21 protein-coding genes are annotated in these 22,061 nt (G+C 63.9%); 12 read left to right on the forward strand and 9 right to left on the reverse strand.

The window, feature by feature from the left end; all coding sequences use genetic code 11:
- Positions 1-244: 244 nt before the first annotated feature.
- From ACVOL0_RS16240 to ACVOL0_RS16255, 4 genes are all read left to right on the forward strand, one after another.
- Positions 245-1,516: a pyridoxal phosphate-dependent aminotransferase gene (locus tag ACVOL0_RS16240; RefSeq protein WP_481549963.1), complete on the forward strand. Its 1,272-nt coding sequence runs from the start codon at positions 245-247 to the stop codon at positions 1,514-1,516.
- A gap of 9 nt (positions 1,517-1,525) precedes the next feature.
- Positions 1,526-2,167 (forward strand): SGNH/GDSL hydrolase family protein, encoded by a 642-nt coding sequence (locus tag ACVOL0_RS16245; protein ID WP_481549981.1) that lies wholly within the window; start codon positions 1,526-1,528, stop codon positions 2,165-2,167.
- Positions 2,168-2,190: 23 nt separating this feature from the next.
- Entirely contained in the window at positions 2,191-2,862 is a 672-nt protein-coding gene (locus tag ACVOL0_RS16250) for a class I SAM-dependent methyltransferase (protein WP_481549982.1), read from the forward strand.
- 79 nt (positions 2,863-2,941) lie between these two features.
- Positions 2,942-3,271 carry a DUF6172 family protein gene (locus ACVOL0_RS16255; RefSeq protein ID WP_481549964.1) on the forward strand — a complete coding sequence of 110 codons (330 nt, stop codon included), beginning with the start codon at positions 2,942-2,944 and terminating at the stop codon, positions 3,269-3,271.
- 278 nt (positions 3,272-3,549) lie between these two features.
- On the opposite strand, the gene ACVOL0_RS16260 is transcribed toward ACVOL0_RS16255, so the two are convergent.
- Together ACVOL0_RS16260 and ACVOL0_RS16265 are read right to left on the reverse strand one after the other, a co-directional pair.
- Positions 3,550-4,806, reverse strand: coding sequence for a DEAD/DEAH box helicase (locus ACVOL0_RS16260; RefSeq protein WP_481549965.1), 1,257 nt, complete (start codon positions 4,804-4,806; stop codon positions 3,550-3,552).
- A 41-nt stretch (positions 4,807-4,847) separates the two neighbouring features.
- Positions 4,848-5,627 carry a polysaccharide deacetylase family protein gene (locus ACVOL0_RS16265; protein ID WP_481549966.1) on the reverse strand — a complete coding sequence of 260 codons (780 nt, stop codon included), beginning with the start codon at positions 5,625-5,627 and terminating at the stop codon, positions 4,848-4,850.
- A gap of 60 nt (positions 5,628-5,687) precedes the next feature.
- On the opposite strand from ACVOL0_RS16265, the gene grxD reads away from it, so the two are divergent.
- Positions 5,688-6,614 carry a Grx4 family monothiol glutaredoxin gene (grxD, locus tag ACVOL0_RS16270; protein WP_481549967.1) on the forward strand — a complete coding sequence of 309 codons (927 nt, stop codon included), beginning with the start codon at positions 5,688-5,690 and terminating at the stop codon, positions 6,612-6,614.
- A gap of 328 nt (positions 6,615-6,942) precedes the next feature.
- Here grxD and ACVOL0_RS16275 read toward each other — a convergent pair whose 3' ends face one another.
- Positions 6,943-7,482, reverse strand: a complete 540-nt coding sequence (locus ACVOL0_RS16275; RefSeq protein ID WP_481549968.1) for a DUF924 family protein — start codon at positions 7,480-7,482, stop codon at positions 6,943-6,945.
- Positions 7,483-7,730: 248 nt separating this feature from the next.
- On the opposite strand from ACVOL0_RS16275, the gene ACVOL0_RS16280 reads away from it, so the two are divergent.
- The 3 genes from ACVOL0_RS16280 (at position 7,731) to ACVOL0_RS16290 (ending at position 9,766) form a co-directional block, all read left to right on the forward strand.
- Positions 7,731-8,675 carry a DegV family protein gene (locus ACVOL0_RS16280; protein WP_481549969.1) on the forward strand — a complete coding sequence of 315 codons (945 nt, stop codon included), beginning with the start codon at positions 7,731-7,733 and terminating at the stop codon, positions 8,673-8,675.
- A gap of 71 nt (positions 8,676-8,746) precedes the next feature.
- Positions 8,747-9,085, forward strand: a complete 339-nt coding sequence (locus tag ACVOL0_RS16285; protein ID WP_481536899.1) for a hypothetical protein — start codon at positions 8,747-8,749, stop codon at positions 9,083-9,085.
- A complete protein-coding gene (locus ACVOL0_RS16290) occupies positions 9,086-9,766 on the forward strand; it encodes a Dph6-related ATP pyrophosphatase (protein WP_481549970.1) in 681 nt (226 codons plus the stop codon). It begins immediately after the preceding gene.
- Between the two features lie 205 nt (positions 9,767-9,971).
- On the opposite strand, the gene ACVOL0_RS16295 is transcribed toward ACVOL0_RS16290, so the two are convergent.
- From ACVOL0_RS16295 to ACVOL0_RS16315, 5 genes are all read right to left on the reverse strand, one after another.
- Positions 9,972-11,390 carry a GGDEF domain-containing protein gene (locus ACVOL0_RS16295; RefSeq protein WP_481549971.1) on the reverse strand — a complete coding sequence of 473 codons (1,419 nt, stop codon included), beginning with the start codon at positions 11,388-11,390 and terminating at the stop codon, positions 9,972-9,974.
- A gap of 330 nt (positions 11,391-11,720) precedes the next feature.
- A complete protein-coding gene (gene fghA, locus ACVOL0_RS16300) occupies positions 11,721-12,548 on the reverse strand; it encodes an S-formylglutathione hydrolase (protein WP_481549972.1) in 828 nt (275 codons plus the stop codon).
- Positions 12,549-12,637: 89 nt separating this feature from the next.
- Positions 12,638-13,747 (reverse strand): S-(hydroxymethyl)glutathione dehydrogenase/class III alcohol dehydrogenase, encoded by a 1,110-nt coding sequence (locus ACVOL0_RS16305; protein WP_481549973.1) that lies wholly within the window; start codon positions 13,745-13,747, stop codon positions 12,638-12,640.
- Positions 13,748-13,796: 49 nt separating this feature from the next.
- The gene (locus ACVOL0_RS16310) at positions 13,797-14,072 is read right to left on the reverse strand and encodes a metal/formaldehyde-sensitive transcriptional repressor (RefSeq protein WP_481549974.1); all 276 of its coding nucleotides are present in this window, start codon (positions 14,070-14,072) and stop codon (positions 13,797-13,799) included.
- 124 nt (positions 14,073-14,196) lie between these two features.
- A complete protein-coding gene (locus tag ACVOL0_RS16315) occupies positions 14,197-14,781 on the reverse strand; it encodes a TetR/AcrR family transcriptional regulator (protein WP_481549975.1) in 585 nt (194 codons plus the stop codon).
- Positions 14,782-14,914: 133 nt separating this feature from the next.
- Here ACVOL0_RS16315 and ACVOL0_RS16320 point away from each other — a divergent pair, with 133 nt between their 5' ends.
- The 4 genes from ACVOL0_RS16320 to ACVOL0_RS16335 all read left to right on the forward strand — a co-directional run bounded on the left by ACVOL0_RS16320 (position 14,915) and on the right by ACVOL0_RS16335 (position 20,764).
- Entirely contained in the window at positions 14,915-16,120 is a 1,206-nt protein-coding gene (locus ACVOL0_RS16320) for an MFS transporter (RefSeq protein WP_481549976.1), read from the forward strand.
- A gap of 19 nt (positions 16,121-16,139) precedes the next feature.
- Entirely contained in the window at positions 16,140-17,339 is a 1,200-nt protein-coding gene (locus tag ACVOL0_RS16325) for an MFS transporter (RefSeq protein ID WP_481549977.1), read from the forward strand.
- A 294-nt stretch (positions 17,340-17,633) separates the two neighbouring features.
- Positions 17,634-18,746, forward strand: a complete 1,113-nt coding sequence (locus tag ACVOL0_RS16330) for a serine hydrolase domain-containing protein (RefSeq protein WP_481549978.1) — start codon at positions 17,634-17,636, stop codon at positions 18,744-18,746.
- Positions 18,747-19,174: 428 nt separating this feature from the next.
- Positions 19,175-20,764: a winged helix-turn-helix domain-containing protein gene (locus ACVOL0_RS16335; protein ID WP_481549979.1), complete on the forward strand. Its 1,590-nt coding sequence runs from the start codon at positions 19,175-19,177 to the stop codon at positions 20,762-20,764.
- Here ACVOL0_RS16335 and ACVOL0_RS16340 read toward each other — a convergent pair.
- Positions 20,748-21,854 (reverse strand): serine hydrolase domain-containing protein, encoded by a 1,107-nt coding sequence (locus ACVOL0_RS16340; RefSeq protein ID WP_481549980.1) that lies wholly within the window; start codon positions 21,852-21,854, stop codon positions 20,748-20,750. The two genes, ACVOL0_RS16335 and ACVOL0_RS16340, sit on opposite strands and share 17 nt — an antisense overlap.
- Positions 21,855-22,061 lie beyond the last annotated feature (207 nt).

The raw sequence follows: 22,061 nt of genomic DNA on the forward strand, positions 1-22,061 counted from the left end.
CCCCCCCCCCCCCGGCCCCCCCCCCGGGCCCGGGTGTTGGGGGGGGGCCCCGGCGGGCCCCCCCCCCTGGGGGCCGCGCCAGGGGGTGGGTTGGGGTGGGGGCCGTTGCCCTTGCTCCGGCAGTTGTTTCTACCTGCAACCAATCCCCAATCCAGGCCCCTTGCTTCCGGCCCGCAAACCCCCGCCCCGCAGCGCAACAATTCGGCTACCATGCTGAATCCACGCCCTTGATGGCCCTGAGAAAATGTCAAGCCCTGTCAAACCGCTAGCTACCCGTGAACGCCTGTCCGAAGTCCGCTACGAAATCCGTGGTGAACTGGCCCGACGAGCGCGGGAGTTGGAGGCCCAGGGTCGCAAGCTCATCAAGCTCAACATCGGCAACCCCGGCAATTTCGGCTTCCGCGCGCCTGCACACCTGCAGCACGCCATCGCCGATGACATGGGCCGTACCGATCCCTACACCCACCAGCAGGGCCTGCCGGTCGCACGTGAAGCCATCGCCGCCGCCTACGCTCGCCGTGGTGCGCCCGATGCCGTGGCCGACCGCGTGTTCCTGGGCAATGGCGTCTCCGAGCTGATCGACCTGTCACTGCGTGCCCTGCTCAACCCGGGCGACGAAGTGCTGGTCCCCTCGCCGGATTACCCGCTGTGGTCGGCCGCCACCATCCTCAACGACGGTCGACCGGTGTATTACCGCTGCCGTCCGGAGAACGGCTTCCTGCCCGATCCGGTGGAGATGGAAGCGCTGGTGTCCTCGCGCACCCGCGCCATCGTGTTGATCAACCCGAACAACCCAGCCGGCGCCAGCTACCCGCGCGAGCTGCTGGAGAAGATCGTCGCCGTCGCCCGCAAGCACAACCTGTTGCTGCTGGTGGACGAAATCTACGACCAGATCCTGTACGACGGTGCGCAGTTCCAGCCAGTCGCGCCACTGGCCGGTGATCACCCCTGCCTGACCTTCAGCGGCCTGAGCAAGGTGCACCGCGCCTGCGGTTGGCGCGTGGGCTGGATGCTGCTGTCCGGTGCCGGCGAGCAGCTGGGCGAATTCCGCGCCGCGCTCGACCTGCTCAGCGCGCTGCGCCTGTGTGCCAACGTGCCCGGCCAGTACGCGATCGAAGCCGCGGTCAATGGCCCGGACACCATTTCCGAACTGTGCGGCCCCGGCGGCCGCCTGTACGAAACCCGCCGCGCGGTGATCGAGGCCTGTGAGGCCAGCGAACACCTGTCGCTGGTGGTGCCGTCTGGCGCGCTATATGCCTTCCCGGCAGTGATCGGCCCGGCCGCACAGGGCTTCGACGACCACGACTTCGCCCTGCAGCTGATGGAAGAAGAAGGCGTGCTGGTGGTGCCGGGTTCCAGCTTCAACGTGCCCTACCGCAACCACTTCCGTGTCACCCTGCTGCCCGAGGCCAGCGTGATGCGCGAGGTCTTCGGCCGCATCGACAAGCTGCTCAGCCGGCGTGCCGAAGCCGTCACCAAGGTCGTGCAGCTCAAGCCGCGCAGTGCGGTGGGCTGATTGGCCTTGATCAGCGAGACCGCAGCCACCTCCACGTCTTACCTGGCGCTGGGCGACTCCTACACCATCGGTGAAGGCGTGCCGCAGGCCGGCACCTGGCCGTTCCAGCTCGCCGCCGCGCTGCGTGCGCGGGGCATCGTACTGGACGACCCGCAGGTCATCGCCACCACCGGCTGGACTACCGACGAGTTGGCTGCCGCCATCGACGCTGAAGCCCCGCAAGGGCCGTATGCGCTGGTGAGCCTGCTGATCGGGGTCAACAACCAATACCGCGGGCGTCCGCTGGCCGAATACCGCCAGCAGTTCGAACAGCTGTTGCAGCGCGCGATTGCCCTTGCCGGCGAAGACCCGCGGCGGGTGCTGGTGCTGTCCACACCGGACTGGGGCTTCACCCCTTACGCGCAGCAGAACGGCCGCGATGCGGCCCAGGTCGCCCGCGAGATCGATGATTTCAACGCCGCCGCGCACGCCTGCTGCGGCGACTACGGCGTGGCCTTCGTCGACATCACCCCGACCAGCCGCGACCGTGGCGAAACGGTGGAAATGCTGGCCGATGATGGCCTGCATCCTTCGGCCGCCATGTACGGCCGCTGGGCGCAGCTGGCGCTGCCGGTCGCAGCCGAGCTGCTCGGCCCAGCATCGGTCGCTTGAACCGCCCACAACCCACCCCGGCCATGGCCGGCGAACGCGCGCGCGCGATTGCCCTGGCCTTTGCACCACAACGGTTCTGGGGCCATCGCGGCGACTATTACTACGCCCTGCTGAAACTGCGCAGCGATCCGCTTTACCCGGGTGTGCTGGACGCACTGCGCGGCAGCAGCGCACCGCTGCTCGACATGGGCTGCGGGTTGGGCCTGCTGGCCCACGCGCTGCGCCAGGACGGCCAGCGCATGCGCTATGTGGGCGTGGACAGCGATGCCTCCAAGATCCAGCGCGCCACCAGCGCGGCCGACCGGAGCAAGCTGAACGACGCCAGCTTCGCCCCGATTGATCTGCTGGCAGCGCTGCCAGCCCATCAGGGCAGCGTCGCCATTCTCGACGTACTGCAATACCTGCCCGCAGCCGCCCAGCCTGGCCTGCTGCAGCGTGCGGCGGCGATGTTGAACGCCGATGCACGGCTGGTGATCCGCATGACCGTGGCTGACGGCAGCCGCCGCAGTGGCGTCTCACGGGTGGCCGACCGCGCCGCCAACCTGGTTGGCTGGATGCGCTCGCGCCCCCGCGACTACCTGGACGTGGACGCGGTACTGGCCCATTTGCAGCAGGCAGGGCTGACCGTCAGCCTCACCCCGCTGTACGGCAACACCCCATTCAACAACTGGCTGCTGGTCGCCGAACGCGGTTGAACCACGGTCAAGCCGTTTGCACCGATAATGGTGTCATTCCCTGCCGGCCCAACCGGGCTGGCGCAGCAACGAGATTCCCGTGAAGAAGACCTACAGCCTCGCCATCGAAGGCAAGCACCCCGACCGCCTGCTGGAAGCCAGCAAGCACGACATCCGCAAGTACACCAAGCGTGAACGCGGCAAGACACTGCCGGCCGGCGCCGATTCCTGGGGTTTCGACAGCAAGCTGGGCGTGGACGAAGCCTCGGCCAAGCCGGTGGGATATGACGAGCTGTTCCGCGCGATCGACGCGTTGGTCGCCGCTGGCAACACCCAGTTCTACGTTGAAGTGGTAAGCAAGACGGCCAAGCGCAGCCCGCGCCCGGTAGCCGCCGCAGCCCCGGCAGCAGAGACTGATTTCGAAGATTGATCGCACAAGCCCCGTTGCCACAGGCAAACGGGGCTTCGGTAGTGCCGAGCCATGCTCGGCAGAGGCTTTCCCCGCAATGCCGGTGTAGTGCCGAGCCATGCTCGGCAAGGGCATTACCGGGAAAGCGTCATCTGTAGTGCCGAGCCATGCACTACACCGGCATTGCGGGGACAGCCTCTGCCGAGCATGGCTCGGCACTACAGATGACGCTTTCCCGGTAATGCCCTTGCCGAGCATGGCTCGGCACTACCGATGGCACTTTCCCGACAAGGGCCCGGTCAGGACCCGGTTTTTTCCGCCGCAGCAGCACGCGCCCGGTCTTTCTTGCTAGGCCTGCGTCCCTTGATGCCGCCATTGTCGTCAGCGACCACACTGGCCGCCGGTGCTGCCTGCACAGGCTCAAAGCCCTTGATCACTTCGGTCGCGTTCTGCAGCCCATGGCGTTTGCAGATCAGCCGCCAATGCGCCATCGCTGACGAATCGACAAAACTCAGCGCCAGGCCCTTCTCGCCTGCCCGTCCGGTGCGGCCGATACGGTGCAGATAATCGGCTGGCGCACGCGGCAGGTCGTAGTTCACCACCACCGGCAAGCGCGTGATGTCGATACCGCGCGCAGCCAGGTCGGTCGCCACCAACACCCGTACTTCGCCATCCTTGAAATCCTGCAGCATGCGGAAACGACGGCCCTGCGACAGTTCGCCATGCAGCGCCTGCGCGTTGATGTTGGCTTTGCGTAGCTGCGAAGCCAAACGGTCGCCATCACGGATGCTGCCGACAAACACCAATACCTGCCGCCATTGCGAATCTTCCAGCAAGGACAGCAGCAACTCGGCACGCCGGGCGCTATCGACATGGATGACACGCTGCTCGATATCCGGCGCCGACTGCTCGCCGATTTCCAGCCGCTGCGGCTCATGCAGGCCCGCTGCAGCCAAAGCCTGGATGTCGGCCGCAAACGTCGCCGAGAACAAAGCGGTCTGCCGCTTTACCGGCAACTCCGCCAGGATCTGCCGCAGCTCATCGCCGAAGCCCAGCTCCAGCAGGCGGTCGGCCTCATCCAGTACCAGCAGCTGCACCTGTTTCAACGACAAGGCGTTGTGCGCCAGCAGGTCCAACAAGCGCCCCGGCGTCGCCACGACGATGTCGGCACCGCCGCGCAGCGACATCATCTGCGGATTGATCGACACACCGCCGACCGCACAGACCAGGTGCGGGCGACGCGGCAATTCACGGCCCAAGGTGGTGAACACATCGCTCACCTGCAGGGCGAGTTCGCGGGTCGGCACCAGGATCAACTGCGCCAGCACACGCGGCTTGCGCGGCGTTGCCATGAAGAAGCGCTGCAGTGCCGGCAGCACGTAGGCAGCCGTTTTGCCTGAACCGGTAGGCGCAAGCGCGACCACATCACGCCCCTTCAGCAGCAACGGCACGGCCTGCTGCTGGATCGGCGTTGGCGCCAGATAGCCGGCCTGTTGCAAGGCCTGCTGCAGCGCGGGCAGCACATAGGGAGACAGGCCGAGTTGGGAGAAAGGCATGGTGCGGTTCCAGGGCGCCGCGCAATGGCGGGGAGGCGAGTCTACGCTGTTGTCTGCGGCAAGCGGGCGCGCAGGCCGCGGGCCTGCAGCTGCTGCAGCACCGCCTCGATGATGGCCAGGTTGTGCCCGTGGGCGGCACCTTCATGCAGCAGGACGATGGCGCCTGGCGCCAGATCCGGTGCGATCCGTGCGACCACGCCCTCCGGCGTGCAGTTCACACCGTCATAGCCGCGCGCGCTCCAGCCAATCCGCGCCAGCCCATGGCGCTTGAGCGCCGCAGCCACAAATGGGTTGGTCATGCCAACCACCGAGCGATACCAGCGCGGCGGCGACCCGGCGATGGCGCTCAGGGCCTGCTGGCATTGGTCGATTTCACGCGCCATCTGTACCGGACCCAGCGCCCAGTAGTGCGCCTGCGGGTGTGAATGGCTGTGGTTGCCAAGGTCGTGGCCTCGCCGCAGCACCTCGCGCACCAGCTCCGGACGGGCCTGTGCACGCTCGCCAACCATGAAAAAGGTGGCCTTGGCCCCATGCCGCTCGAGCAGGTCCAGCACTGCCAGGGTCTCATCGGACGGGCCATCGTCGATTGTCAGCCACACGTCCTGACCAGGTGCGCGGCTGGTCACCGGCGCGTAGAAGCGGCTGTTGGGGAGGAATACCGGTACAACGAACAGGGCGTGGCTGAGCAGCATCAAGAGCAGGCCCCACAGCCAGCCCAACTGCCACCACAGCAGTGCAACCAGCACTTGTGAGACAAGCAGCCAAGGCAGCCAACGCCAAGGGTGTACGGGAATGCGATACAGGGTTTCCGGGGCAGTCATTCCCCATGATGCCATGCAGCGTAGAATCAGCCGGTCTACGACCACTTATACGAGTTCACGATGTCCCTGGACCCCGCCCTGCGTTCGCGCATTGAATCCATCCTCGGCGCCGACCGCGTCGTCCTGTTCATGAAGGGCCAGCCGACCATGCCGCAATGCGGTTTCTCGGCCAAGGCTGTTGGCGCGCTGCAGGACCTGGGCGTGCAGTTCAACCACGTCAACGTGCTGGCGGACCAGGAAATCCGTGAAGGCATCAAGGCCTACGGCGACTGGCCGACCATTCCGCAGCTGTACGTGGACGGCGAGCTGATCGGCGGCAGCGACATCATCCTGCAGATGGCCAGCAGCGGCGAACTGAGCAGCCTGCTCGGCCTGGCCGCACCGGACCGCACCCCGCCGTCGATCACCGTCACCCCGGCTGCGGTTGAAATGCTCAAGGGCGCACTGGCCGACTCGCCCGGCGCGGCCCTGCAGCTGAGCATCGATGCCAGCTTCCAGCCGAACTTCCAGCTGGCCCCGTTCGATGACAATGCCATCGCGGCGGAATCCAACGGCCTGCGCGTGCAGTTCGATTCCTCCAGCGCGCGTCGCGCCAACGGCATCACCATCGACTGGGTGGACGACATCCGCGGTCAGGGTCTGGCGATCAACAACCCGAACGCGCCCAAGCCGGTGCAGGACCTGGACGTGCGCAGCGCCGACGACCAGCTGCGCGCCGGCACCATCACCGTAGTGGACGTCCGCCCGGCCGATGAGCGCGCCATCGCCGCGATCAATGGCAAGTTCGAAACCTTCGACGGTGACAACCGCGCCAAGCTCGAAGCCCTGCCCAAGGACACCGCATTGGCCTTCCTGTGCCACCGTGGCGGCCGCAGCGCACAGGCTGCCGCGCAGTTCCTGGCACTGGGCTTCACCAATGTGTTCAACATCACCGGCGGCATCGATGCCTGGTCGGAGAACGTGGACAACAGCGTTCCGAAGTACTGATCGGAACACGCTGCAGGAACCCAAAAGCGCCGGCCCAGCCGGCGTTTTTATTTTTTGCGTTGAACAGGCGCGAGAACGGCAACCTTATTGACTGCCTTGTAGGAGCGGCGTCAGCCGCGAAGCTGATAGAACGTCCGATCGCAAAGGTAACGAGCGCTGCAGCAATGTCGGCTTCGCGGCTGATGCCGCTCCCACATGCAAATCAGAAGCATGCAGCCTGTCCCATTTTGTGAGCCCTGCACTGCAGGCGTACCACGATGATAAGTGCGTAGCGGGTAGGCGCATATCCAACAACACCATCAGCAACACACCAGTCGCTCCCGCGCACTCAGCCGGCAAAGCCACCCTCGGCAAGGAAGTGCAGTTCTTCCGCAGTGGGAATCCGACCAAGCACCGCGTTGCGGTGCGGGAAACGACCGAAGCGGCGGATGACATCGCGATGCACTTCTGCGTACTTCAGATATTCCAGATCACCCAGCACCTCGAACATCGCCACCGCGCGCTCCTGGTCCTGCGGATCCTCGGAGTGCTCGAACGGCAGGTAGATGAAAGCCCGCAGTTTGAGCGGCAGTTCGCGGTCCCAACCTTCTTCGATGGTACGGGTAGCGTAATGCCGCGCCAGCCCATCGGTAGCGTAAGAGTGCGCGGTGCCGCGGAAGCAGTTGCGCGGGAACTGGTCCAACAGGATCTGCAGCGCCAACGCGCCCTCGGCATTCTCCAGCCAGTCCTCACAGCCGCGCCGGGCGGCCTGGTAGTGCAGGTCCAGAAAGCGATCCCGGAACTGGACATCAAAGCCCTCGTCGCGCACAAACCAACGCTGCGGACCAGCCGCGCGCCAAAACTCAACTACCGAACTTGCAGTTTCCATTACTGATCCCTGGCTCATCGCCTACCCTCAGACGATGACACTTCCCACCGATGTCGTCGCATCCGGGGACAGGGCCTCAGCTGCTTGGCAGTAGCTTAATGGGCTCCCCCCCACGATGAAATGAGGAAAAGGTGAAAAAACCTACCCGGGATTGAGACGGTATCCGCACAAACCAGCAACTCCATCCCAGGTTTTGAGATAGGGTTCCTATCTTTCGTGACTGTTACGACCCCTGGGGGATACAAAGCATGCGCATAGGAATAGTGGTCGACTCGGCCTGCGACCTGCCCAAGGGCTATCTGCAACAGAACAATATCGTGCTGCTCCCGATCAGCGTACGGATCGGTGACACCGTGCTTCCCGATCACCGCGACGAGGAGTCCACCCTGGCCTTCCTGCAAGGGCCGCTCAGCGAGCGCAGTGCCGAGGCCGAAACCATCCCCTACAGCGCCGAGCAGATCCGCGATCTGTTCCTGAGCCACCTGGTCACCGATTTCGACCAGGTGTTCTGCATGACCATCACCCGCACCCGCAGCCCCATCCACGACAACGCCGTGCAGGCTGGCTACAGCATCCTCAACGAGTACAAGCCGATCCGGCAGGCTGCCGGCTACAACTCACCATTCAGCCTGCGCGTCATCGACACCCAGAATCTGTTCGCCGCACAAGCTGTCAGCGCGGTGGAAGCCGTGCGCCTGCGCGACAGCGGCGCCAGCGTGCCACAGATGCGCGAGCGGCTGGAGCTGGTCGCCAGCAACGTGCACGGCTACATGGTTACCCGCGACCTGTACTACCTGCGTGCCCGCGCCCGCCACAAGGGCGACCGCAGCGTCGGCCTGCTCAGCGCCGCCCTGGGCAGCGCCCTGGACATCAAACCGATCCTGCATGGCTATCGCGGCAATACCGAGCCGGTAGCCAAGATCAAGGGATTCGACAACGCGGTGCAAGCGCTGTTCGACTTCGTCGGCAAGCGCGTAGCACACGGTCTGATGACCCCGGTGGTCTGCGTCAGCTACGGCGGCCCACTGGACGAGTTGCGGGTGCTGCCTGGCTACCGGCAGCTGCGCGACACCTGTGACCAGCACGGCGTGGCGCTGCTGGAAGCGGTGATGAGCCTGACCGGCATGGTCAACGTCGGCAAGGGCGCCGTGACCATTGGCTTCGCCGATGAACCGCATACCTTCGGCAGCTGATCGACCCGCAGCATCTGGACAAAATCACTACATTCGACGCGCTAGTCTGACGCTCTACCAAGGAGGCTCCCATGTCCGTTCTTTACTCCATCTCGCTGCCCGATCCGGCCAAGGCCCGCGGCAACGACCCCCGCCTGTCGTTCACTGCCAGCGGCGCGGACGCCTTCGCCGAGCAGTTGCAGGCTGCCCTGCGCACGCCGGAACTGTTCGAGCGCTGGAAGGCCACCCAGGACGAACCCGACGATGTGGACCCGGGCTTGGGCGCGGTTGACCCGAATGCCACGGTCACCGGCAAGCAATCCGACCTGCGCATCGACCTGGTCGCTACCACCAGCCTGGCCGGCGAGTTGTTCAAGCAGCGCATGCGCATGCTGGCCGGCAACCACTGGGAACTGCGCGATGTACGCTGAGTGTTGAGAACGCAGGTACTGGTGTCCTGGAGCGGCGGCAAAGACGCTGCCTGGGCGCTGCACGAACTCCAGCAACGCGATGACATCGAGGTTGTCGCGCTGTTGAGCACGCTGACCGAAGGCTATGAGCGCTCCTCGATGCAGGGCGTGCGCCGCGAGGTATTGCTGGCCCAGGCGAGCGCGACCGGGCTGCCGCTGCTGGACGCCTGGATACCGCAGGTCTGCGACAACGCCCTGTATCTTCAGCGCATGACAGCGACGCTGGCCCAAGCAAAGCAGCGCTGGCCCGGCGTTGCGACCATCGCCTTCGGTGATCTGCTGTTGGAAGACATCCGCCTATGGCGCGAACAGCAGTATGCAGCGCAGGGCTGGCAGACCCTGTTCCCCTTGTTTGGTCGCGACACCAGCGCGCTGGCTCGGCACATGATTGCGGACGGCCTGCGTGCGCAGCTGTGCTGTGTCGATAGCGAGCGACTGGATGCCAGCTTTGCAGGTCGAATATTTGATCAAGCCCTTGTGGACGAGTTGCCGGCCGGCATCGATGCCTGCGGCGAGAACGGCGAGTTCCACACCTGCGTGAGCGCTGGGCCGATGTTCCACGCGCCATTGAGGCTTGAACAAGGCGACACCGTACTGCGCGAAAACCGCTACGCCTACACGGATTTCGCCCTGGCCTTGTAGGAGCGGCGTGAGCCGCGAAGCCACAACCGCAAGAACAACAGCGCTGCGTGCAATTGCAGCGTCGCCCCCACCTGCATGTTCGGCAGCTTCGCGGCCAAAACAACAGCACTTCATGCAGTCGCAATACCTCCTGCAAATCAGAGTCTGCCAGCTTCGCGGCTTACGCCGCTCCTCCTGCCGGGCCAGCCTTCGTACTGGGCCACAATCAGAAGCCCGCCACCGCATCGTCCCGTACCGACACACGGTTCCTGCCCGCGTGTTTTGCCGCATACAACGCTGCATCGGCATCGTCCAGCAGTTGCACGGTAGGCGCCTTGGCCGAAGACTGCAGGAAAGCCACGCCAACACTGATACTGACCGACCCCTCTGGCAAGGCAAGTGTTTCGACGGCCAGACGCAGGCTCTCGGCAAGGGCGATCGCATCGTCCCGCCCGCAGTCCGGCACGATAACCGCGAACTCCTCGCCGCCGTAGCGTGCCAGGCAATCGCCCGCACGCCGGACATTGGCCTGCAACCGCGCCGCGACGGCCTGCAGACAACGGTCACCGGCCGGGTGGCCGTGAGCATCATTGAATGCCTTGAAGTGATCGATATCGACCAGCAGCAGGCCCAGGCCAGCGCCACTGCGATGTACCCGACTGGCCTCGGTCTGCAGGACAGCATCGAACTGGCGGCGATTGGCCACGCCGGTCAGGCCATCCTGCCTTGCCAGTCGATCCAGCGCCGCCTGTCCCTCAAGCAGGTCGATCTGCAGCAGAGTACTGCGCAGGCTGAAACCAATGGTGGCAACCACGAAGCCGGCGACAGCCAGCGTCCGCGCATGGTCCACCACCAAGGTACCCACCACCAACAGCAACAAAGGCAGGATCATTGGGCCACCCGCCTGCACCAGCCGCGCCAGACGCGGGTTTGGCACCAGGCCCGACGTCGATGCCCGACGCGCGGCCAGCCACACCAGCAGCAGGAATGGCAGGTCGATCAGTGCATCGTTGTATGCCCCAAAGGCATCATCCGAAGTGAAATGGTTGATGTAGCCGGCCACCAGCAGATACGCCAAGGCATATAGCGCCAACGCCCGGAACACGCTGCGCCACTCTGGCGCATCACTGGCAATCCAGCGTACGGTTGCGAAGCTGGCAATGCACAGGTTCTGGATATCGAACATGTAGCGCATGTTGCGCATTGCCTGTTCGTCAACATCGACGCGGTCGGCAAAGAAGCCGGTATGCACGAAGAACAGCACACCCAGCAGCGCCGCCATCGACGCATCAATCAAGCTGATGCTTGTGCGCTCGCGGCGCGCGCGGGCGAGGATGAAAACCAGCGGCACGGCGTAGAGCACGTACAACAACAAACTGGCACGCGGCGTGAGATCGGCCCGCCCCGCCCCCAATGCATCGACCAGGTTGAGCGCCATGCCGCCAGACCACAGCAGCATCGCCAGCGCAATCGCGTACCAACCCAATGCCGCCCGGTCACGCCGGCCCCGCCAAACACAACTGCAGGCAGCAAGCAGCGGCGCCGCGACCAGGAAGACGAAGGAACCAATGCCAGCGGTACCTGAGCCGATGGCAAGGACCAGAGCATGGCAGACGATGAACAGCAGGATCAGCACTACCGGCATGCATTCCCCATCGGACAGGCGCTATGCCCGCACGATAACGCGACGGCCGCTACGACAACGTGACCCAGACCCCGCCACAGGAACCCAACCCGTAGTGCCGAGCCATGCTCGGCAGGGGCCTTACAGGCGAAAAACAAACCCCTCCCCAACCTCCCCTTCGCTGCGCGAAAGGGAGGGAGCAGAGCGTAGAGCCGAGCCATGCTCGGCAAAGGTGCTCCTGTAGTGCCGAGCCATGCTCGCCAAAGGTGCTCCTGTAGTGCCGAGCCAGGCGCGGCAGAAGCTTAACCACCACAGCCCCAGCCGAGCATGGCTCGGCTCTACAGGAAGCCCTCAGCGCATCGCCCTGGCATGATGCGCGATGTGCTCACCGATGAAGCTGCTGATGAAATAGTAGCTATGGTCGTAACCCGGCTGCATGCGCAGCTGCAACGGATGCCCGGCAGCCTCACATGCCGCCTGCAACAACTGCGGGCGCAACTGGTTCGCAAGGAATTCATCAGCATCACCCTGATCAACCAACAACGGCAGCTTTTCCTGCGCACGCGCAACCAGCGCGCTTGCGTCATACGCTTTCCAGACTTCGTGATCATCCCCCAGATAGGCAGCAAACGCCTTCTGCCCCCATGGCACCTGCGACGGCGCCACGATCGGCGAGAACGCCGACACGCTGCGGTACCGCCCAGGGTTCTTCAAGGCGATGGTCAGCGCGCCATGCCCGCCCATTGAATGCCCGCTGATCGCGCGCACGTCGCTGGCCGCGATATTGGCTTCCACCCATGCCGGCAGCTCATCGACGATGTAGTCGTACATCCGGTAATGCCGCGCCCAGGGCTCACGCGTCGCATTGAGGTAGAAACCGGCACCCTTGCCAAGGTCATAGCCTTCGGCATCGGCAACCGCCTCACCGCGCGGACTGGTATCCGGCGCCACCAGGATGATGCCGTGCTCGGCCGCATAGCGCTGCGCGCCGGACTTGGTGATGAAGTTCTGCTCGGTACAGGTCAAGCCACTGAGCCAGTACAACACTGGGCACGGGCCATGTTCGGCCTGCGACGGCAGATAGACGCCCAGCGTCATCTCGCAACCCAACACCTTGGATTCGTGCCGGTAAACGTCCTGCCAGCCGCCGAAGCAGGCGCGGTGTTCGAGTCGTTGCATGGTTCTTGAATTCCTGATGTTGAGTTGCTGGTTGTCTGCGACTGGGGGAGTGCTAGCTTCGCGGCTTACGCCGCTCCTACAAAGCAGCCTCAATAATGGATGACCGAGCGGATCGACTTGCCTTCGTGCATCAGGTCGAAGGCTTCGTTGATCTTGTCCAGTTCCATCGTATGGGTCACGAACGGTGCGAGCTCGATATCGCCGTTCATCGCGTCCTCGACCATGCCCGGCAACTGGCTGCGGCCCTTCACGCCACCGAATGCCGTGCCCAGCCACTTGCGGCCGGTGACCAGCTGGAACGGACGGGTGGAAATTTCCTGCCCGGCACCAGCCACGCCGATGATCACGCTCTGGCCCCAGCCACGGTGCGCGCATTCCAGCGCCGCCCGCATCACATTGGTGTTGCCGATGCATTCAAAACTGTGGTCCACGCCCCAGCCGGTCATCTCGACCACAACCTGCTGGATCGGCTTGTCGTGATCCTTCGGATTGACACAATCGGTGGCACCAAACTGCTTGGCCAACTCGAATTTTGACGGATTGGTATCGATGGCGATGATGCGACCGGCCTTGGCCTGGCGCGCGCCCTGGATAACCGCCAGGCCAATGCCACCGAGACCGAACACTGCAACGCTGTCGCCCTCGGCCACCTTTGCGGTGTTGTGCACGGCGCCAATACCGGTGGTGACGCCACATCCCAACAGGCAGACGTGTTCCGGGTTGGCTTCCGGGTTCACCTTGGCCAGCGACACTTCCGCCACCACGGTGTATTCGGAGAAGGTGGAACAGCCCATGTAGTGGTAGATCGGCTCACCGTTGTACGAGAAGCGGCTGGTCCCATCCGGCATCACGCCCTTGCCCTGGGTAGCGCGCACTGCGGTACACAGATTGGTCTTGCCACTCTTGCAGAACAGGCATTCGCCGCACTCGGCGGTATACAGCGGAATCACGTGATCACCGGCCTTCACCGAAGTGACGCCCTCGCCCACTTCAACCACGATACCGGCACCTTCGTGGCCAAGCACGCACGGGAACAGGCCTTCCGGGTCATCACCGGACAGGGTGAACGCATCGGTATGGCAGACACCGGTATGGGTGATCTTGACCAGCACTTCGCCCGCCTTCGGCGGCGCGACATCGATCTCGACGATCTGCAAGGGCTGGCCCGGACCAAAGGCAACGGCGGCACGTGATTTCATGACTTTCTCCTGCGGGAATGAGCAAGGACGACGCAAGGCGCCGACGGAATTATTTGAGGTAGGAACGGATCAGGCTGGACATCTCGGCAACACGCGCAGCGCGCTGCGCATCGGAGCGCGCCGGCTGGCCGAACTCCTCGCGCAGGTGGGCTTCCATCACCTCGGACATCAGCCCGTTGACCGCGCCACGGATGGCCGCGATCTGCTGCAGCACCGGATTGCAGTCAGCACCAGCCTCCAGGGCGCGCTCCAGCGCATCGCACTGGCCACGGATGCGCTTGACCCGGGCCAGGACCTTCTTTTTCTCTGCGGGGGAGTGCGGCATGGCTGCGCCCGTATCCTGTACTGGGGGATAGTATATTTGTGCGCGCCTGCAATAGCGAATACCGGTGCCGCTCGCGCTTGAACACACCCTCTTCTGAGTCCCCGACAACACCCGGGGGCTGCAACTAGCCGCGGGTCAAACCGCGCAGCAGCAGCTCCAATGCGGCCGTGCACTTGCGCAGGCGCGCGTCGCCATCAGTGCCTTCGGCTATCCAGAATGCGGCCTCGGCCAGACTGCCGTAGATCAGCGATGCCAAGGCCTGCGCGTCCACCTCGGCAACAACGCCCTGGCCAACCAGATCCTCGATCAGCCGCTGCATCGAATCCACACAGTGCCGCTGCGAATCCAGCGTTGCGCCACCCAGCACCGCGCGCGCGTCGCGCAGCACGATGCGTTGGATCTCCGGCTCCAGTGCCATGTCCAGATAGGCCCGGCAACGCTGCCGGAAACCCAGCCAGGGATCGCTTGCGGCATTGCTGATGGCCTGCAGCCGAGCATCTGTCTCTGCATCGATCTGCTCGACCACCGCTGCCAGCAAGCCCCTCTTGTCACCAAAGTGGTGATACAGCGCGCCACGGGTAAGCCCCGCCTGTGCGGTCAGCTCATCCATCGAAGTATCCGCATAGCCGTTCTCGGCAAACACGCGACGAGCGGTTGCCAACAGCGAGGCGCGGGTTGCCTCCATTTCAACGCGGGTGCGACGGACCAAGGCGAGCTCCTTTCATACGATGCGTATGTTTATTTACATTCACGGCGTATGTATGTAGCCTTTTACATACGCCTTGTATGTATTGTTGCGGCCGACCACCACCTTGGCAAGCCGCAACCCTTCGGAGACCTCAATGGCCAACGCCTATCGCGCCCTCTTCGCTGCATCCGGAACCAAGGGCTTCGCTCTTGCTGGTCTGTTGGCCCGGCTGCCACTGCCCATGACCGGCATCGGCATCATCACCCTGCTGGCACAGCTACGCGGCAGCTATGCGCTGGCGGGGGCGGTGTCGGCCACCTTCGTCCTTGTCTATGCACTGGCATCGCCGCAGATCTCGCGGTGGGTGGATGCACACGGCCAGGCCAGGATCTTGCCGCTGGCCTCGGCCGTCAGCGTTGCCGGCATGCTGCTGCTCATCCTTGCCAGCTATTGGCAGGCGCCGGATTGGCTGCTGTTTCCCTGCGCCGCCCTGGCCGGATGCATGCCCAGCATGTCGGCGATGGTCCGGGCGCGCTGGACCGCCCTCTACCGCGGGCAGCCGCAATTGCAGACGGCTTACTCACTGGAAACGGTGTTCGATGAGATCAGTTTCATCGCTGGGCCGCCGCTGTCGGTAGGCCTGTGTGTAGCGCTGTTCCCACAGGCTGGCGTGCTGCTGGCGGCACTGCTGCTGGCCCTGGGCACCTCCGCGCTTGTACTGCAGCGAACAACCCAGCCGCAGCCCGAAACGCACACCACAGGCAGCGCCCTTCAATCCGTGCTGGCAATTGCAGAGGTGCGACTGCTCACTCTGCTGATGGTTGCGATGGGCGTGATCGTTGGAACCATCGACATCACCAGCGTGGCCTTTGCCGAACTGCACGGCCAAGCCTTGGCGGCCAGCATCGTACTGTCGGCCTATGCGGTGGGCTCCTGCGCGGCGGGACTCGCGTTCGGCGCGTTGAAATTCGATACGCCGTTGCATCGTTTGCTGCAGTGGGGCGGCGCCGCGACGGCGCTGACCACACTCCCCTTGCTGCTGGTGACAAGCATTCCCGCGCTCGCAACAAGCGTGCTGCTGGCCGGCGTGTTCTTCGCGCCGACAATGATCATGGTGATGTCGCTGGTCGAGCGCGCCGTGCCGGACCAGCAACTGACCGAAGGCATGACCTGGTTGTTGGCCGGACTGAACATCGGCGTGGCGCTGGGCGCGGCTGCAACCGGGCAACTGGTGGATCTTGCTGGTGCACAGGCCGGTTTCGCCATCAGCGTAGGCGCTGGTACTGCGGTGTTGCTGCTGTCGATCTGGATCAGCCGATCCCTACGACCGTGCCCGCAGCAAACCGCCGACGCTTGCTGACGCCCCCTTGGAACAGACCATGCAAACCCACTCCTCCGCTGCAGGCGCCGTGCCCCATCCATGGCTGGCCGTTCTGGCCGTCGCGCTGGCGACTTTTTCGGTGGTGACTACCGAGATGCTGCCTGTCGGCTTGCTTACACCCATCGCCCGCGACCTTGGCACGTCCACCGGCAACGCCGGATTGCTGATCTCGGCACCGGCCTTGTTGGCTGCGTTGTTCGCACCGTTGGTGGTAATTGCCGCAGGCGGAATCAACCGTCGTTACATCCTCTGTGCACTGTTGGCCCTGCTGGCGGCAGCCAATGCTGCCTCAGCGCTGGCGCCAGACATGCAATGGATGCTGGCTGCCAGATTGCTGGTTGGCGTCTGCATGGGCGGAATCTGGGCAATTGCGGGCGGGCTGGCGATGCGTCTGGTATCGGCACAACGCGTGGGATTGGCCACCTCGATCATCTTCGGCGGGGTCGCCGCCGCCTCCGTGCTCGGCGTTCCGCTGAGTGCTTGGGTCGGCGAGCTGTTCGGTTGGCACAAGGCCTTCGCCAGCATGGCACTACTGAGCACAGCCGTGCTGTTGTTCCAACTCGCAGTGATTCCCTCGCTACCTGTCTCGGCATCGATGCACTTGCGTCACTTCGCCCAACAGCTGCGCAATCGACGCGTGCAGCTTGGGCTGGGCCTGACACTGCTGCTGGTAACTGGCCACTTCGCAGCCTTCACCTTCGTGCGGCCGCTGCTGGAGCTGGTATCTGGCATTGGCAGCGCGTGGATCGGCGGACTATTGCTTGCCTACGGGGTATTCGGCATCGGTGGCAACTTCCTGGTGGGGCTGGTCGCCTCGCGATATGCGACGGCGACGGTCATGGCCATCGCAGCCGGCCTGCTCACCACATCACTCCTGTTTCTCTGTGTCGGCGACACCCCGCTCACCGGAGGCGCGGTGCTACTGCTCTGGGGCTTGGCCTACGGCGGCGTATCGGTCGGGCTGATGACCTGGTTGATACAAGCGGCCCCGCGCGCAATTGAGGCAAACAGTGCGCTTTACGTGGGTGTATTCAATATAGGCATTGCTCTCGGCGCTTGGGGAGGCGGTGTGCTGCTGGAACCGTTTGGTCCGAACAGTACCTTGTGGGTGACGGCTGTTCTCGCAACTGCGGCGTTGCTGCTTTGCAGTGCTGGCTTTGATCGTCGCCGGTACCCTCATATGGGCCACAGGCACTGACCTTGCCCGCACATTGACGCCGTCAACTGACAAGCACCTACGACTGGGCGCAGCTGACCACGCTGCGGCGCGCACGCCCCCCGTCAAGCCCACCCGAAATCGGGTTCCCAGTACGTTGGCAGCATCTTGCCGGTACGCCCTGCTTTGCGCAGCAATGTCGATCGCACTGGCAAACCACGCACCAGCTGGGCGCTGGACGCGTCCCGATATGTGTCGATAAGCTCGCGGAACTGCAGCCACTTGCTGCTCACATTTACCGAAACAGGAACGACTGTGCGGATGTATCCGACAGTCATGAGCCATCAACCGAAACATCGAATGGAAGCGAGCGACATGAAGAGATTGGCTGCCCTGTTGTTGCTACTTCCGGCTTTCGCTCTTGCGCAGGTAGTGCACTCGGCGCCAGCATCATCACAGGCAGTAGATCAGCACAAGCTCGATGACCTCCTCAGCCATGTCGAAGACAACAATGGCGGCATCGGCAACGTCTCCGTCTTCAAGGGCGGCCGCGAAGTCTATGCCAGGAGCTTCGGACAGCAGAACCTGGTTGATGTTGCCCACGATGGGAACAGCAAGTACCAGGTCGCCTCCGTAACCAAGATGGTGACGGCGATCCTGGCATTCAAGCTGATGGAAAACGGGCGCCTGAGTCTGGATGACAGACTGTCGGACTTCTATCCTGATATGCCGTCGTCACAGAAGATAAGCATCAGGAACCTGCTGGCGCATTCAAGTGGGCTGGGAAACTTCGCGATAAAAGATGGTTCGCTTTGGGTGGTTGACCAGCTTGATCAGAGCGAGATCCTGGAGGAGATCAAACGGCAGGGTGTGACATTTGAGCCCGGTGAGCGCGTTGCGTACTCCAACTCCGCGTACTTCCTGTTGAGGATGATCCTCGAAAAAGTGTACGGGCGCGCGTATCACGACATCGTTGCTCAGGAGATTGCAGGGCCACTGGGTCTTGAGAACTTTGTGTCGATAAAGACGCATCCTGTCAACACCTTCAAGTCCTACGCCTTCGCTGGGCAGTGGAGGGAGATCAAGGATGTCGACTACTCCAATGTGATCGGCGTTGGCGACATCGCAAGTACCACGCACGATCTGAACACGCTGATCACCAGCCTCTTTCAGTACAGGATCCTGCGCAGAGACAGCGTGGAGCAGATGACGCCAACTCCGGGCGATGGCTGGGGCATGGGTCTTGCGGAGTTCACGTACGGAGACCGTCGTTTTCTTGGCCACGGTGGAGATGTGCTCGGGTCTCATTCGCGGGTCATCTACAACCCGAAGGATGACCTGGCGATTGCCTACTCGACCAATGGCGAACGCATCCCGACCAATGCTTTTCTGGAAGCCATCGTGGAGACGGTCTATGGGCGTGACGTCACGTTGCCTGCAATAAAGTAGCGGCCGATAGCCCGCGCGGCACTCGCCGCTGCTTTTTGAGAAGGCTTTGCTTACACCTGTCCCGTGCATAGCCCCCCCTAAAAGACCGATCACACCGGGCCCTGAAACGAGATCCGGTTCCCGGCCCTGGCGACATTGAACGTCACTCCCGCCCAGCCAACAAAGTTCGACATCAGCAGCGACGCTCTGAGAGCAGCACGCCTCGCCTGCCACGCAACAGACTGGCAAGTGCGCAACGTCCCTGCGACGACGCAGGCAAGCCACCTCCGGATACGCATCGGCCCAGTCAACCAGACCGGTCCGCTTCCACCTGCTAACCTTGGTGGTCATGGATGCCTTCCCACCCCATGCTTGCTCCGTACTGATCACCTGCCCTTCCATCCGGCAATGCAGGTCGGACAGGCATGGCCCCAGGCGCCGCATTTCCAATGTCTGATTCACCCGGCAAAACCGCGTTGCATTACCGCCTGGATGACTTGCACATCGATGTGGCGAGACAGCGGGTGGTGCGTGACGACGGCCAGGAACTGGACGTCGCCGGGCTCAGCTTCCGCCTGCTGCATTACCTGCTGACCCAAGGCACGCGGGTGGTCGGCTTTGATGCCTTGATCGCCAACATCTGGGCACCGGCGGTCGTCAACGAAGAAACCGTCACCCAGCGGGTGCGGCTGTTGCGCCAGGCCTTGGGAGACGACGGCAGGCAGGCGCGCTACCTACGCTCGGTACGTGGCCAGGGCTACCAGCTGTGCAGCGAGCCCTTTGTCGAGGCGCCTGCAGTGGGCGCGGCTTCGCTGCCGAGCGCCAAGCATCGCTGGATAATCATCCCAGCCACGGTGCTGTTGCTGATTGCCGCCGGTATCCTTTGCTGGCAATGGCCAAGCCGGAGTCCAGTCGCCACCTCGCCACTGCTGCAGCGCGCGGACTACTACGCAGGCATCGGCCAGCGCGACAACAATGAGCGGGCCATCACGCTGTACCGCCAACGCCTGCAGGAAGCCCCGGATGATGTGCAGGCGCAACTTGGCATTGCCCGCGCGCAGGCTGCGCGTGCCTGCCTCTACAACGGCAGCGGTGAGGATACCGAGCAGGCATTGCAGCTGGCACAGACGGTGATTGCACGCCAGCCAGAACTGGCGGCTGCACACGCGGCGCTTGGCTATGCCCACGATTGCCGTGGCGAGGTTGAAGCAGCCTTGGCCGCGTATGAGCGCGCAGTGCAATTGGACCTGGCCGCCGACGCCAGCCGCGCGTCGGCGGCCTATCTGTATGCCCGCCAAGGCCGCTTGAATGATGCGCTGGCTGCAAACCTTGCCGTGCGTGCGCCCGAGCGGGTGCGCTTCTGGGAGCTGCAGGTCGCCTCCAATCTCGATCTGCTGGGCTATACCGCGGCGGCGGAGACACGCTACCGGCGCAGCTTCCAGCTGTATCCGGACAACGTATTCTCCAACATCGCCTGGCCAAGCTTCCTCTACGAGCACGGCCGCTCCGGCGAAGCACAGGCAGCACTGGACGAAGCCTTCGCCCGCCACACCGAACATGCGTCACTGCATCTGCTGGCCACGGAGCTGGCACTGCAGCGCGGTGATCTCATTGCCGCACAAACAGCGGTACAGCGTGCGCGGGCACTACGCCCACAAGGCAGCCTGCCAAGCACCCTGGCCTGGATCGTCGGCGCCGAGCCCAAGCCGACTTCACAGGCGCTGCTGGCGCATTCGGCGGCATTGCAGGCCGGGCTTGCAAAAGGCAGCGACCCCTTCGATGGCGTCGAGGCTGCCATGCTGGCGGACCTGGCGGGCAATCACCAAGCCGCGCTGCAGGCACTGCAGGCGGCAGTGACCGCCGGCTACCGCAACGCCAACTACCTGCAGGTTTCACCGTTGTTTGCCGAACTTCGCAAAGCCCCCGGCTTTGCCCCGCTGCTGCAGGCGATAGCGACAGCCGTGGCCGCCGACCGGACGCGGGTCATCGCTTCCGGTCAGCTGCCAGCCGATGCGCGGACGGTTACGGTAGCGCGCTGAGAACGTAATCCTGCAGCAGCTTCTGGGTTTCCTGGTGCATGCCGCGCTGGTTGAAGCGGGTACGTGTCACCACAACCACCAGTTGCTTCTCCGGCACCACGAACACGGCATTGCCACCATTGCCGGACATCGCCCAGGCATGCACCGGCTTGCCACTGACAGTGAACGGGAAACGCCATATCTGGTAGCCGTAATCGGCATCGAACGGGGTCTGTGCGTGCACCTCGGTCATCGCCCGGGTCCAGCCGGCGGGCAACACCTGATGGCCGTTCCAGCGCCCGCCGTCGAGGATCAACTGACCCAGCTTGGCCAGGTCGCGACTGCGGTACTCGGTGCCGCCACCGCCCATGCCGACACCTTCGGACGAACGATTCCAGACCGACGCCTCGATTCCCAGGGGCCGCTCCAGCACCTCGGCGGCGAAGCGCTGCAAGGGCATGCCGCTGGCCCGCTCGACGATGGCACCGAGCATGAAGGAGTTGGCCGTGCAGTAGGCGAAGGCGCGCCCATAGGGACTGTCTGCCGGGCGCTTGCTCCAGGATGCATAGCCGCGCTCTGGCAGGTCGAGGGTGAAGCCGGTCCAGTCGGCGCTGACATACATGCGCTCCTCATGCCCGGCCGAGTACTCATTGTTGTCGTCGCACTCCCACTGCGCGCTCATCGTCAGCAGGTCCTCGACCGTGATCGCGTTCTTGAACGCGCCCGGGTGTGCCGGTGACCGCTCCGGAAAGAAGCCCAGCACCGGCGCCTTGACCCCGCTGATCAGGCCACGGTCGATAGCCGCGCCCACCAGCATTGCGGTCACGCTCTTGGTCAGCGAGCGTGTGTTGTGCAGGCTGCTGCGATCTGCGCCGTTGAAGTAGGCCTCATGTACCAGCGCGCCCCGGTGCACCACCAGGACGCTGGTGGTATCCGGCGCCTGGCCGCTGTTGATGGCAGCGTCCAGTGCACTGAAACGGGAGGCATCCAGGCCGTGGGTGGCGGGGGCAGCGAGCGTCCAGTCATCGTTGGCAGGCAGCGGCACGGCGGTGAGAGAAGCCGTGCTAAGCAGCAGGGCGGCATAAAGAGGAAGGCGGATCAGCAGTGACATCAAAGTGCTCCGTGAGTGGAGCACCCAGTCGAACATTGCCCCGGATGAAGCGCCTGATACTTCCATGAAGATTTATGAAGTCTTTCGCGATCAACAACTTGGCGAAACCGAAGATGCAGCAGATCGCTGAATTTGTGGGAGCGGCGTAAGCCGCGAAGCAAGCAGCGTTCAGATGGCGTGGAGCAGTTGTTCGAGCCCCGTCGGCTT

The sequence above is a fragment of the Stenotrophomonas sp. STEN021 genome (genome assembly GCF_056760175.1).

Coding starts and splice junctions, on each gene's coding strand:
- ACVOL0_RS16240 (WP_481549963.1), top strand. CDS start 245: ATGTCAAGCCCTGTCAAACCGCTAGCTACCCGTGAACGCCTGTCCGAA.
- ACVOL0_RS16250 (WP_481549982.1), top strand. CDS start 2,191: ATGGCCGGCGAACGCGCGCGCGCGATTGCCCTGGCCTTTGCACCACAA.
- ACVOL0_RS16260 (WP_481549965.1), bottom strand. CDS start 4,806: ATGCCTTTCTCCCAACTCGGCCTGTCTCCCTATGTGCTGCCCGCGCTG.
- ACVOL0_RS16265 (WP_481549966.1), bottom strand. CDS start 5,627: ATGACTGCCCCGGAAACCCTGTATCGCATTCCCGTACACCCTTGGCGT.
- grxD (WP_481549967.1), top strand. CDS start 5,688: ATGTCCCTGGACCCCGCCCTGCGTTCGCGCATTGAATCCATCCTCGGC.
- ACVOL0_RS16275 (WP_481549968.1), bottom strand. CDS start 7,482: ATGGAAACTGCAAGTTCGGTAGTTGAGTTTTGGCGCGCGGCTGGTCCG.
- ACVOL0_RS16280 (WP_481549969.1), top strand. CDS start 7,731: ATGCGCATAGGAATAGTGGTCGACTCGGCCTGCGACCTGCCCAAGGGC.
- ACVOL0_RS16285 (WP_481536899.1), top strand. CDS start 8,747: ATGTCCGTTCTTTACTCCATCTCGCTGCCCGATCCGGCCAAGGCCCGC.
- ACVOL0_RS16295 (WP_481549971.1), bottom strand. CDS start 11,390: ATGCCGGTAGTGCTGATCCTGCTGTTCATCGTCTGCCATGCTCTGGTC.
- fghA (WP_481549972.1), bottom strand. CDS start 12,548: ATGCAACGACTCGAACACCGCGCCTGCTTCGGCGGCTGGCAGGACGTT.
- ACVOL0_RS16305 (WP_481549973.1), bottom strand. CDS start 13,747: ATGAAATCACGTGCCGCCGTTGCCTTTGGTCCGGGCCAGCCCTTGCAG.
- ACVOL0_RS16310 (WP_481549974.1), bottom strand. CDS start 14,072: ATGCCGCACTCCCCCGCAGAGAAAAAGAAGGTCCTGGCCCGGGTCAAG.
- ACVOL0_RS16320 (WP_481549976.1), top strand. CDS start 14,915: ATGGCCAACGCCTATCGCGCCCTCTTCGCTGCATCCGGAACCAAGGGC.
- ACVOL0_RS16325 (WP_481549977.1), top strand. CDS start 16,140: ATGCAAACCCACTCCTCCGCTGCAGGCGCCGTGCCCCATCCATGGCTG.
- ACVOL0_RS16330 (WP_481549978.1), top strand. CDS start 17,634: ATGAGCCATCAACCGAAACATCGAATGGAAGCGAGCGACATGAAGAGA.
- ACVOL0_RS16335 (WP_481549979.1), top strand. CDS start 19,175: ATGTCTGATTCACCCGGCAAAACCGCGTTGCATTACCGCCTGGATGAC.
- ACVOL0_RS16340 (WP_481549980.1), bottom strand. CDS start 21,854: ATGTCACTGCTGATCCGCCTTCCTCTTTATGCCGCCCTGCTGCTTAGC.